This is a genomic window from Streptomyces scopuliridis, from assembly GCF_042790125.1.
Classification (GTDB): domain Bacteria; phylum Actinomycetota; class Actinomycetes; order Streptomycetales; family Streptomycetaceae; genus Streptomyces; species Streptomyces scopuliridis_A.
This window is the reverse complement of the sequence record NZ_JBHTZS010000008.1, coordinates 309,119-321,051: the sequence shown is the minus strand read 5'-3', so window position 1 is coordinate 321,051 and position 11,933 is coordinate 309,119. Positions and strand designations below refer to the sequence as shown.

Genomic DNA, 11,933 nt, shown 5'->3' with positions numbered 1-11,933 from the left:
CAGTGACCGTACGTACGGTCACGCCCCCGCCGGCGCCCCGGGGCCGGCTCAGCGCAGCTCCTCCGGGCAGCCGGTCCCGCGCGGCAGCTGGTACGGCGCGGCCAGCCGGTACACACCGGGGCGCGGCGCCAGCAGCTCCGTCCACTCGTCTCCCTCGACGTTCGTCTCGGCCTTCAGCAGACAGCCGTTGGGGTTCGTGTAGACCTTCGGCCCGTCCTCGTCGGCCTTGGACGCCGGGGTCTCCTCCGGGGGCGGGACGCTCTTGCCCTCCTCGTCGACGAGGCCGAGCCACGGCGAGTACGGGATCCGGATCAGCACCCGCCCCGCCGACTTCACATGGATGGTCAGCTCGCCCGCGCCCGCCCGGTCCACCGTCGCCGGCGGATCGGCCAGCGGCATCGGGTCCTTGACCGCGAACAGCTGCCAGTTGGCGTCGCCCCACACATGCTCCAGATAGGGCAGGCCCTTCTGGACGAGCTCCGCCTCAAGGCCCGCGCCGGAGTCGGGCTTGCCCTTGGGCAGCACCACGTAGTGCACGGCCCAGCGGTCCAGCCAGCCGCGGTAGCTCTCGGCGGTCAGGGTGTCGTCGTAGAAGAGCGGGTTGCGCTCCATGTCCGCCTGGCGGTTCCAGCCGCGCGCGAGATTGACGTACGGAGCGAGCGCGGAGGCCTCGCGGTGGCTCCTGGCCGGGACGACCTCGACCCGGCCCCTGTCCGCGCCGGTCCGCTGCAACTGGTTGACCAGCGGCGCCAGTTCACGTGTCCACGACGCGGTGGGCGCCGTACGCACCATGTCGTCGACGCCCTTGAACCCTATCCAGAAGTTGAGCCCGGCGAACGCGAGCACCAGCGCGTACCAGCGGCGTGACCGAGGGGCCGCGTACGGCAGGGCCGCGAGCAGCACCACGCCCGCTATGACCATCGCGAACCGGGAGACGTTGGACCCGATCTGCGAATCGATCACATAGGTCAGCAGCACCCCGACGCCGTAGACCACCGCGGCGACCCGGACCGTACGCCACTCCCCGGGGACGAGCACGAACACGAGCACGGCGAAGAGGAAAGGCAGCGAGGCCGTCCCCACCGACATCGGCTGCGTCCCGGAGAACGGGAACAGCCAGGAGGAGAGCGCCACCACGGCGGCCGGCGCGAGACCGAGCGCGTACGCCCCGGGGCGCCGCTTGTTGACGAACAGCGCCGCCGCGACGACCCCGAGGAACAACCCGGCCACCGGGCTCGCCGCGGTCGCGAGACCGGCGAGCGGGGCGGCGGCGACCGCCTTGGCCCAGCGCTTCGTCCGCCAGCGGTACGGCCAGCAGAACACCGCCGCGACGGCGCCGAGCGCGAACATCATGCCGAGGCCGAAGGTCACCCGCCCCGACAGCGCGTTGCAGAGGAACGCGAAGACCCCGGCGAGCGAGCACGCCACCGGGTTACGAACGGCCCGCACCCGGACCAGGATCAGCGAGGTGAGGGCCGCGGAGACGGTCCCGGCGATCATCATCGTCGTACGGACGCCGAGGACGGACATCAGATACGGCGAGACCACGCTGTACGAGACCGGATGCATCCCGCCGTACCAGGCGAGGTTGTACGCGGAGTCCGGGTGCCGGCCGACGAACTCGGCCCAGGCGTCCTGCGCGGCGATGTCGCCGCCGCTGTTCGCGAAGAGGAGGAACCACACCACGTGCGTGAGGGCGGCGACGGCGGTGGTGAAGAGCACGGGATGACGGGCCGGCCACCCCCGGGGGCCGCCGGGCGGCTCGGCGCCGCGCTGTGCGGGCAGTTGTATTCGTGGCGGGGCGGTGTCCTGCCGGGCGGTGTCCCGCGGGCCGGTGTCCTGCCGGGCGGTGTCCCGCGGGCCGGCGGAGATGACGCCCTCGGGCGGGCTGGCGCCGTCGGCGTGCGTCGGCTCAGTGGTGGTCACTGCGGCTCTCCACGTCTTTCCGTCTCACCGTTGTCCCACCCGGTGTGCCGACCCCCGACACTCTGCGAGACGCCGTCCCCGCGTCCGGCGTTGCCCGGGCGGCCGGCCGAGCGGGTGATGCCTCATGCAGATGGTCCGTTTCGGGACGCTAACACGTGACGGCGGCCGGGGAGGACGCCAATTCCGGCGCCCTCCCCGGCCGCCGGGCCCGGCGGGGCCCAGTGACACGCGGCCGGCGGATCAGCCGATCCTGGTGAGCTTCGCTCCGAAGCCCGGCTCCGCCAGGTCCTCCTGGAGCGCGACGGGCGCGGAGACCTCGCCGGCACCGGTACCGACGGTGATCTCCCCGACGACCGTGCCGGAGGCGGCGGAGTGCGGCAGCGTCTCCTTGCCCTCGGTGAGGTTGAGCTTCACCTGGAGACCTGCCCAGCCGACCGCCTTCAGGTCCTTGGTGGAGACCACGGGCGTCCGGCCGCCGAGCCCGTCGTCCACGTACCCGACGACATCGCCCTTCTTGACGACCGTGGCGGAAGTGACGCCGTCCTGGGCGGCCTTGATCAGCTTGAGGCTGTTCTGGATCGACATTTCCAGCTTGTCCCAGAGCTTCACGCCGTTCTGGACGCCCATGACCACGCCGATGATCCGGCGGTTCTGGCCGTCGACGATCGTGTTGGCGGCCCACAGCAGATTGCCGCCGGCCGGGGTGGACGAGCCGGTCTTGATCCCGCTCACGCCGGGTTCGAGCAGGATCGAGTTGTTGTTGATGATCATGTTGTCGATGCCCGGGATCTCGACCTGGGGCAGGTTCACGATCTCGCGGAAGACATCGTTCTGCATGACCGCCTTGCCCAGCTTCAGCTGGTCGGCGGCGGTGGACACGGTGGAGGACTCCAGACCGCTCGGGTCCGTGTACGTGGAGTTCGTCATGCCGAGGTCCTCCGCGGCGGCGTTCATCTTCTCGACGAAGGCCGCCTCCGACTTCGCGTCCCAACGGGCCAGCAGCCGGGCCGCGTTGTTCCCCGACGGGATCATCAGCAGCTGGAGCATCTGCTTCTGGGTGAACTGCTGCCCTTCCTTTATGGGCGCGGTCGACTCGTCGGGGCGGTTGGCCTCTTCGCCCGCCTTCTTGTCGACCTCGATCTTCGGGCCCACCTGCTCGCCCGTGATCGGGTGGTCCCTGAGGATCACGTACGCGGTCATCACCTTCGCCACGCTCGCGATCGGAGCGGGCTTCTGCTGCCCGTACATCCCGATCGTGCCGACGCCCTCGACCTCGGCGCCGCCCTGCCCCTCGTCGGGCCACGGCATGGCGAGTTCGCCGCCCTCGAAGGTGAACGTGGGATCGGCGGAGAGCGCCAGCGTGGGCGCCGGGAGCGGCCGTACGGCCTGCACGACCGCGAGGACGATCAGGGCGAGCACGACGAGAGGCGTGTAGATCTTGACCCGACGGACGGCCGTACGGACCGGAGTCTCGGGCGGGGCGGGCTTGTTCGTCAGCTCGGCGAGCAGATCGAGCGGCGGCATGGGCGGCATCGGCTGCTGCCGGGTCCGCTCGGCCGCCTCGGGGAGCGCGGTGGGCACGGACGGGGGAACGGACGGCGACGGGGACGGAGCCGGAGACCGGGGCGGAGACGCGGGGGCGGCCGGCTTGTCGTCCCGCCGCAGCGGTACGAACGTACTGGTCCGCTCGGCCGCCGACTCGGGCTTCCCGTCGGTCTTTTCCCCGGCCTTCCCGGGCACCTTGAGGGTGGTGGTGGGCTGATCGACGGCGGGCCGCGGAAGCGTCGTGAGGACGGCGGTGGGCTTGTCGACGGGCCCCGCGTCCGTGGAGGGGGCGTCGGCGTCGGCGTCGTCCTTGGAGTCGCCGTCGGGGGCCTTCTTGGCGTCCTCCTTCTTGGCGTCCTCCTTCTTGGCGTCCTCGTTGGCGGCCGTGGCCCAGGAGGGAACCTTGCCCCTCTTGCCGGACTCATCACCCTTGTCGGGTTCAGCACCCTTGTCGGCTTTCGCCGCGTCAGCGCCGGTATCCGCCTTGGTGTCCGTGTCCGTGTCCCTGTCGGCGGAGGCGGGCTCCTCCGCGCGCCCCGAGGCGTCAGCGTCGCCGTCCGCCTCGTCCGCGTCCGCCTCGTCCGCGTCCGCCTCGTCCGCGTCATCCGCGTCATCCGCCTGAGCGGGCTCGGCCTTGGCGGGCCCGGCCTTCGGCGGCTCGGAGTCCGGAGTTATGCGCCCACCGTCCGATCCAGGCGCGCCCCCGGCCTCCTCGGACCCTTCGGACTCCTCCGTACGATTTGCGATCGCGACCTTTGTCGACACCGCCCCCGAGCCGGAGTCCCGCTCCGCCGCGTCCGCCGTCCCTGTCGCCGGTTCACGGAAGACCGCGAACCGCGGGTCCCGCTCTCCCGGAGCCGTCTCCCCCGATGACTTACGCTGATCCGACTTGCCGGGGGACTCGCCCGCCACCGTGTCTCCTTCATGTCTCATCCGACGTACCGCACTGGCCCGAAGCATCTCTCAGTGTCCTGCTCCGAGACCTCGGCCAACGTGCTAGACGAGAACGACATACATAACGGTTCCCGCACAAAGCACCCAGGCACCCTCGACAGACCAATGTGAGAGGGGTCACCCTGTCATTCATCCACGCGGGGAGGCATGGATGGGCAGGAGCCGCAGAACAATTCCGGAGGAGCTTCTGTTGCTCGCTCTGGACCCGGCCACGGGTACCACAGCGCAGCCGCAGTCGCTCGACCTCGGCCTGGCCGGAGCACAGCTAGTAGAGCTGGCTCTGGCAGGACGGATAGCCCCTGACGGGGATCGTATCGCCGTGGTGATGCCACGGCCGACCGGAGATCCGACTCTGGACTCCGCACTGGAGCTGTTGCGCAGACGCGGCAGCCCGGTCCGGGCCGTCCACTGGATCGGCGGGCCCCGACTGGGGCTGCGCCAGACCTATCTCTCGCATCTGGAGCGGTGCGGCATGGTGCATGCCGTGGCGGGCCAGATGTGCGGAGTGCTGCCGACGACGCGCTACCAGGCGACGGAGACGGCGATCAGCCGGGAGATCAGGTCCCGGCTGGACAGTGCGATCCGCACCGGCGTACCGCCGGACCCGCGGACCGCGGCGCTCGCCGCGCTGGCCCACGCGGTCGGACTCGGCAAGCACCTCTACCCCGGCAACGAGGGGCGCTCCTCGCGCTCCCGGCTCCGGGACCTGATCAGACATGACCCGATGGGCGGTCTCGTGGCGCACGCCGTGATGGACGTCCAGAACGGCGTGGGCGCACAGCCACGCCGTAATCCCGCCCAGGGCGCCCCCAGCGCCCCGGGCGGCGGACGCACCCCAGGGGCCGTGCCGATGCAGCCGCACCACGGCGGCATGGCGCGCGTCCCGGCGCACTGAACGACTCGCACGCCCGTAACACCATCAACACCCGCAGGAACCGCAGGAACCGGCAACACCGCAGTCCGCCGCACCGACGTCCCCAGAGCCGGTCCGGGAGCCGCACAGAACGCGCGGGGCAGCCAGACGACATCAGTCTGACTGCCCCGCGCGTCGCGTATCGGCCCCCTGACGGCCCTCTGACGGCTCCCTGACGGCCTCCTGACGGCCCGTGGGACCCGGCGGAGTGGCTCAGGGGCGCGGGGGCGGACCGGAGCCCGTCCCGGCGCGGAGGCGCTCGCTCCGGCGCGCGGGGAACCGCGCAGACCGGCCCATTCGCCTCTGTGGCCATTTTCCAGCGCGGTCACGGCATGTGGTGGCAGTCTGCTGAGCAGTAGATACGTACAGCTACGCAGCCGGAGGTGCAGTTTCCGTGGCGTCCAACGTCAATCCCACCGTCAGGCGACGCCGATTGGGCCAGGAGTTGCGCCGGCTCCGCGAGCTGAAGGGCATGACGGCCGAGGAGGTGGCGGAGCGCCTGCTGGTCTCCCAGTCGAAGATCAGCCGCCTGGAGAACGGCCGCCGTTCCATCAGCCAGCGCGATGTCCGTGACCTCTGCGGAGTGTACGAGGTCGAGGACCAGCGCATCGTGGACTCGCTGATGCAAATGGCCAAGGACTCCCGCCAGCAGGGCTGGTGGCACGCCTTCGGCGACATCCCGTACAGCGTCTACATCGGCCTGGAGACGGACGCGGCGTCCCTGCGGGTGTACGAGCCCCAGGTCGTCCCCGGGCTGCTCCAGACCCGGCCGTACGCGGAGGCGCTCATCAACGGCGCGCTGCCCGAATCCCCGGTGCTCGACGTCGAGAAGCGCGTCGGGGTACGGCTGCGACGACAGGACCGCATCAGCACGCCCGACGACCCGCTGCGGCTCTGGGCGGTGGTGGACGAGGCGGCCCTGCGCCGCCGGGTCGGCGACCGGCAGCTGATGCGCGAGCAGCTGGAACATCTCGTCGAGCAGTCACAGCTCCCCCATGTGACCGTGCAGGTGCTGCCCTTCGACATGGGCGCGCATCCCGGGATCACCGGGCATTACGCGATTCTCGAATTCCCGGACGCCTCGGACTCCAGCGTCGTCTACATCGAGGGCGTGACGAGCGACCTTTATCTGGAGAAGGCGAATGATGTGCAGCGCTACAGCGTGATGTACGAGCATTTGCGCGCCCAGGCACTGAACGCCGATCAGACCCGGCAGTTCATCGCGGATATCGCCAAGGAATACGCCCGCTAACGGACTTGTCGGACCGTATACCGGCTGCCGGGTCCGGCATGACGACCACGGCGGCCGGCCGGCGGCTCCGACGACGGCTGCCACCCAGGCATTTGTGTGAAATGTCGAGTACGCCGACTTTCCCGTCCGGAGCGAGGGGAAGGTACACCTCCGCTACCCGGATGCGGAAGGCCCCCAAGGGATAAGCCACCAGGACGAGTGAACGCCCGTCCCGCCCATGGAGCGTGGCTAGTAGCGTCGATCATGCCAGCAGGAAGTTGGCGCTATTTCACACCCCTTGCTGAACCGGAGCGAACATGGCAATTCTTCAGGGCGCTACGGACACGTGGATCAAGTCCTCGTACTCCGGCGGAAACGGCGCGTGCGTAGAGGTCAAGTCCCCCGTCGTCCAGGCCATTGCCGTCCGGGATTCGAAGGCCCCCGAAGGGCCCTCGATCTCCTTCGTCCCCACCTCATGGAATGCCTTCGTGCAGGAAATGAACAAGGGCGCTTTCGACCTCGGCTGAGGTCATTCGGCGCCCTGCACCCGCACCACTGAAAGAGCCCTCTCGACCGGTCCGCCGTCCTGGCCGAGGGGGCTCGGCCGCGCCCGGCACCTTCTCCTCCACGGCCCCTTCACGCCTTCTCCCGCTCTTCCTCCTCCGTACGTCCACTCCCTTTCCCGGCCGCATGGGACCCGCATCCCCTGCGGTCTTTTCGTTGTGGCGAAGCCTGACGAAGCGCTCGCTCATCGTGTGGGGGCCGTCACGTTCCCGACAACGCCCCGGTGGGTCAAGAACAAGTAAAATGGTTCGGCTTTCTGACCTGAGTTCACATCTATGACCGGCCAAGCCCTTGACCAGCCGTCGCGCCAGGCGGTTCAATCCCCGAAGTCCCCGCTCCCGCACGGGGAAGCGCCGACCGGACGAACTGACGAAGAGCACTCGACGTTCATAGGGCGGACCCCTGGAGGGGGCACATGAACAGCCTCGACTGGATCGTGCTCATCGCATACTTCGGTGTGATGGTCGCGATCGGCCTCTGGTCGCACAAGCGCGTGGACAACGTCAGCGACTTCTTCACCGCCGGCGGCAAGATGCCCTGGTGGCTTTCTGGTATCTCGCACCACATGTCCGGTTACAGCGCGGTGATGTTCACGGGATACGCGGGCATCGCCTATGTCTACGGTGTCACCTCGTTCGTGACCTGGTCCCTCCCGATCGCCATCGGCATCGGGATCGGCGCCAAGCTCTTCGCGCCCCGGCTCAACCGGCTGCGCTCGCGGCTCCATGTCGCGTCGCCGCTCGAATACCTCAAGAACCGCTACGACCTGAAGACACAGCAGGCGCTCGCCTGGTCGGGACTGCTGCTGAAGATCGTGGACGTGGGCGCCAAATGGGCGGCCATCGCCACCCTGCTCTCCGTCTTCACCGGGATCTCCCTCAACCAGGGCATCCTCATCACCGGTGTGATCACCGGCATTTACTGCACCGTCGGCGGGCTGTGGGCCGATGCCCTCACCGAGCTGGGGCAGTTCATCATCCAGCTCTTCGCCGGTATCGCGATGCTCGTCGCCGTCATGGGCAAGCTCGGCGGCTTCAGCGCCCTGTGGACGGTCTGGGACAAGCTGCCCGAGGGACATGCCGAGCCGACGGCCGGGCCGTACACCGTGACGTTCCTGATGGCGTTCCTCTTCATCAAGATGTTCGAGTACAACGGCGGCATGTGGAACCAGGCCCAGCGCTACATGGCGACGGCCAACGCCCGGGAGGCGACGCGCTCGGCCCGGCTCTCCGCCGTCCTCTGGCTCGTCTGGCCGCTGGTCCTCTTCTTCCCGATGTGGTGCGCGCCGCTGCTCGTCGAGGCACAGAAGCCGGACGCGTCCGACTCGTACGCCCTGATGACCGAACAGCTGCTGCCGCACGGTCTGCTGGGCCTGGTCATCGTCGGCTTCTTCTCGCACACGATGGCCATGTGCTCCTCGGACGCCAACGCCATCGCGGCGGTCTTCACCCGGGACATCGCGCCCGTCGTCTCGAAGGCGGCGCGCGGCTGGTCGGAGCGGGCGGGGCTGCTGGCCGCGCGGCTGTCGACGATCACGTTCCTGGCGCTGTCGATGGCGATCGCCACCCAGGTCAACTCGCCGACGTTCAAGGACATCATCACCGTCGTGATCAAGTGGGTGGCCGGTCTGATGGGTCCGATCGCGATCCCGTTCATGCTCGGTCTGCTCAAGCCGTTCCGCAGGTCGGGGCCGACCGCCGCGCTGACCAGCTGGGCGCTGGGGCTGCTGGCCTTCTGGCTGGTCAACTACCCCATCAACTGGAACGTCGAGGGCGGTGTGCCGCTCCAGTACCAGGTCTCGGTCCCGCTCGCGGTCTCGCTGGTGCTCTACATCGTGATCGGCTTCCTGAAGCCGGAGGATTCCTCCGAGCGCGATGTGCTGCTGGCCCGGATCAACGGGGAGGGCGACGGCGACGGTTCGGGGCTGACCGCGGGCTCGCTGCGGGTGCCGGCGCCGGCGGAGCCGGGTGACACGAAGACGACGGGCAGGAAGGGCTCGGACGGCTGAGGCCACGGGTACCTCTCCGAGACCGCCGCGCGGCGGGTACGGGCGTACGTCACGTCCGTACCCGCCGCGCCGTCACGTCAGGCCCCGGCACCGGCCGTCTCACATGCCATGCCTCGTATCCCCCGCACGTCTCAGCCGCGCGGGTACCGGACCAGCCAGCCCGAGGCCGCGGTCCCCGGGCTGTGCAGCGCCGGGCCCTGCGTCATCTCCATCGCGAAGTCGTCCGCGATCTCCAGCAGGGTGGGCCGGCCCTCCAGCTCCGCCAGCCACGCGGGCGGCAGCGCCGTCTCGCCGTGGAGCGCGCCGAGCAGCGCGCCGCAGAGCGTCCCGGTCGCCGCCGACGGACCGTCGTGGTTGACGGCCAGGCGCAGCCCCTGGCGGATGTCCTCGGCGACCAGCGCGCAGTAGACGGCGACGCCGAGCGCCGACTCGGCCGTACGCCCCTCACCGAGCGCGGCGATCCGTTCCGGGCCCGGGATCCCCTGCCGTACGGCGCCCAGCGCCTGCTGAAGTGCGTCCGAGACGGGCTGGTGCCCCGGGCGCGGGGTGAGCTGGGCGAGGGCGCGCTGCACGCCCGCGTCCAGCGTCTCGCCGCGCGCCAGCGCGTGCACGATCACGGCGAAGGCGCCCGCGGACAGATACGCGCCCGGGGAGCCGTGCGTCTGGACGGCGCACTCCACGGCGAGCTGGCACACCAATTGCGGCTCCCAGCCCACGAGCAGCCCGAACGGCGCGGACCGTACGAGGGCGCCGGAGTCGCGCGCGATGGTGTTCTTGGGCTTGTCGAGTGTGCCCATGATGGTGTCGCCGAGCCCGGTGAGACAGGAGATGGTCGGGTCACGGCGCGCGTACAGCCACTCCTCCTGGGCCAGCCAGCCGCCGTCCTTGCGGCGCAGATCCGGCCCCCAGTCCCGCTGGGTGGCCGCCCAGCGCAGATGCGCGCGATGCACATCGGTGGGCGGATGCCAGGCGCCGGTGTCCCTGCGTACCTGGGCGCGGATCAGCCCGTCGACGGTGAACAGGGTCAGCTGCGTGGCGGCGCTGACCGCGCCACGGCGGCCGAAGGCGGGCACGAAGTCGTTGACGGCGCCCGCCCCGTGGGCGGCCCTGATCTCGTCGAGCGTGAGCGCGGAGACCCCGGCACCGAGCGCGTCCCCGATGGCGCCGCCGAGCAGACAGCCCCGCACCCGGCTGCGGAAATCCTGCTGTTCCGCACGGCCCCAGACGGCTCCGGACGGTGTGCTCACGCGTCACTCCCTCCCCTGGGCCTCCGAGCGACCGCACAAACTGCGCAGCACTGTAATCGACCGGGAACAGCGGGTTGAGGGCGCGCTTCGCACTGCCTGGGGCAGGGTGGGCGGTATGGGCGGCGGACGCCCGGCAGGTCGGTTTTGGGCGGCCGGGCGTGCCGCGCGAAGGTTTCGTGAGGGTTACGTGGGGCTCGTCGTCCCGCGCCGCCCCGGCCGGGTCACACGGACGCCGGGCTACCGCGCGGGCGCTCGCGCAGCCGCATGGCGGGCCGTTCCAGATGCGTGGCGGCGCGCAGCAGCCATTCGACCGGGCCCATCCTGAACCGCCGCATCCACCAGGCGCTCCACACCAGTTGTACGGAGTAGATCGCCACCGCGATGGCGAGGACCGCCGCGTACGGCACGCGGCCGATGAGTCCGAGGCCGATCCCCGTGAAGATCAGTACGCAGAGCAGCGACTGGCTGAGGTAGTTGGTCAGCGCCATCCGTCCCGGCCCGGCCAGCACCTCGGCCAGCCGCGCACCGCGCGCGGTCCTGAACACGCGCAGGAGCGTGGCGACATACGCGGCGGTGAGGAAGGGCGCGCTCACCAGGTGCGTGGCCATGGCGAAGAGGTTGTCGTCCCCGCCGAAGGTGTAGAACAGCGAACCCGCCAGCCCGACGGGGAAGCCGACGAGCTGGATGAGCCGCAGCTTCCTCTCCTGGCCGGCGAGGTCGGCGAGTACGCGCCGCTTGCCCGCGGCCAGCCCCACCAGGAAGGCGGAGAACGCCAACGGCCCCTGGAAGAGGAGGATCAGCGGGAACGAGGTCCCCAGCGAGGAGATCCGCTGGTCGATGACCGACCCGAGGCCGCCGCGCATCGCCTCGGTGCCGGCCCGCCCGTCGGCGAGCATCCTGGCCTGCTCCGAGGCCGTCGCGGTCGCCGAGGCCCCGTCGATGACGGCCACGAGGACGGCCACGATCAGGAACAGCAGCGCGATCGTGCCGGTGATGATCCCGGCCACCCACAGCGCGCGGCGCGGCGAGATGCCGCGCACCAGGAAGAGCAGCAGGCCGAGCACGGCGTACGTGACGAGGATGTCGCCGTAGAACAGCAGCACCGCGTTGGCGACGCCTATCAGGAACAGCGCCCCGAGCCGGCGCAGGAAACGGGGACGGAAGGCGAGCCCGCGCGCGGCGGCGGAGTTGATCTGGAGGGTGAAGCTGTAGCCGAAGAGGAAGGCGAAGAGGAGATAGAACTTCGACTCGAAGACGAACTGGACGACGCCCTCGGCGACTTCGTCGTGCCAGGCGAGCCGCGCCGGATCGGGCACGTCCAGCAGGGTGTAACCGCTCGCGAAGAACGGGATGTTGACCATCAGGATGCCGAACAGCGCGAAGCCGCGCAGCGCGTCGACATCCGCGAGCCGGGCGGTCGCGGACGGGCCCGCGGGTGCGGGCTCGGTCTGGGACGGTGGTGTCATACCGTACGACGCTACGGTCGGCGGCCGGGGCGGCGCATCCGACCAAAGTAGCCGGCCGGGTCTCTTCGGTCTTGCCCGG

8 protein-coding genes are annotated in these 11,933 nt (G+C 70.1%); 4 read left to right on the top strand and 4 right to left on the bottom strand.

The genetic code is table 11. From position 1 onward, the window contains the following. Positions 1 to 48: 48 nt before the first annotated feature. Positions 49 to 1,791 carry an MFS transporter gene (locus ACFRKB_RS15985; RefSeq protein WP_383106401.1) on the bottom strand — a complete coding sequence of 581 codons (1,743 nt, stop codon included), beginning with the start codon at positions 1,789 to 1,791 and terminating at the stop codon, positions 49 to 51. Between the two features lie 375 nt (positions 1,792 to 2,166). Then, positions 2,167 to 4,404 carry a D-alanyl-D-alanine carboxypeptidase family protein gene (locus ACFRKB_RS15980; RefSeq protein ID WP_383106384.1) on the bottom strand — a complete coding sequence of 746 codons (2,238 nt, stop codon included), beginning with the start codon at positions 4,402 to 4,404 and terminating at the stop codon, positions 2,167 to 2,169. Between the two features lie 172 nt (positions 4,405 to 4,576). On the opposite strand from ACFRKB_RS15980, the gene ACFRKB_RS15975 reads away from it, so the two are divergent. From ACFRKB_RS15975 to ACFRKB_RS15960, 4 genes are all read left to right on the top strand, one after another. After that, the gene (locus ACFRKB_RS15975) at positions 4,577 to 5,320 is read left to right on the top strand and encodes a GOLPH3/VPS74 family protein (protein ID WP_365753142.1); all 744 of its coding nucleotides are present in this window, start codon (positions 4,577 to 4,579) and stop codon (positions 5,318 to 5,320) included. 412 nt (positions 5,321 to 5,732) lie between these two features. Then, positions 5,733 to 6,590: a helix-turn-helix domain-containing protein gene (locus ACFRKB_RS15970; protein WP_030351239.1), complete on the top strand. Its 858-nt coding sequence runs from the start codon at positions 5,733 to 5,735 to the stop codon at positions 6,588 to 6,590. 296 nt (positions 6,591 to 6,886) lie between these two features. Then, complete coding sequence (locus ACFRKB_RS15965; protein WP_030351240.1) at positions 6,887 to 7,096, top strand: DUF397 domain-containing protein; 210 nt, start codon at positions 6,887 to 6,889, stop codon at positions 7,094 to 7,096. Positions 7,097 to 7,548: 452 nt separating this feature from the next. Continuing rightward, complete coding sequence (locus ACFRKB_RS15960; RefSeq protein WP_383106383.1) at positions 7,549 to 9,141, top strand: sodium:solute symporter family protein; 1,593 nt, start codon at positions 7,549 to 7,551, stop codon at positions 9,139 to 9,141. 131 nt (positions 9,142 to 9,272) lie between these two features. On the opposite strand, the gene ACFRKB_RS15955 is transcribed toward ACFRKB_RS15960, so the two are convergent. Together ACFRKB_RS15955 and ACFRKB_RS15950 are read right to left on the bottom strand one after the other, a co-directional pair. Beyond that, complete coding sequence (locus ACFRKB_RS15955) at positions 9,273 to 10,388, bottom strand: ADP-ribosylglycohydrolase family protein (protein WP_383106382.1); 1,116 nt, start codon at positions 10,386 to 10,388, stop codon at positions 9,273 to 9,275. Between the two features lie 221 nt (positions 10,389 to 10,609). Further along, complete coding sequence (locus ACFRKB_RS15950; RefSeq protein WP_383106380.1) at positions 10,610 to 11,854, bottom strand: DUF418 domain-containing protein; 1,245 nt, start codon at positions 11,852 to 11,854, stop codon at positions 10,610 to 10,612. Positions 11,855 to 11,933 lie beyond the last annotated feature (79 nt).

Bases quoted from the DNA above. Each gene is read 5' to 3' on its own strand.
- ACFRKB_RS15950 (WP_383106380.1), bottom strand. From the start codon at position 11,854: ATGACACCACCGTCCCAGACCGAGCCCGCACCCGCGGGCCCGTCCGCG.
- ACFRKB_RS15960 (WP_383106383.1), top strand. From the start codon at position 7,549: ATGAACAGCCTCGACTGGATCGTGCTCATCGCATACTTCGGTGTGATG.
- ACFRKB_RS15975 (WP_365753142.1), top strand. From the start codon at position 4,577: ATGGGCAGGAGCCGCAGAACAATTCCGGAGGAGCTTCTGTTGCTCGCT.
- ACFRKB_RS15980 (WP_383106384.1), bottom strand. From the start codon at position 4,404: ATGAGACATGAAGGAGACACGGTGGCGGGCGAGTCCCCCGGCAAGTCG.
- ACFRKB_RS15965 (WP_030351240.1), top strand. From the start codon at position 6,887: ATGGCAATTCTTCAGGGCGCTACGGACACGTGGATCAAGTCCTCGTAC.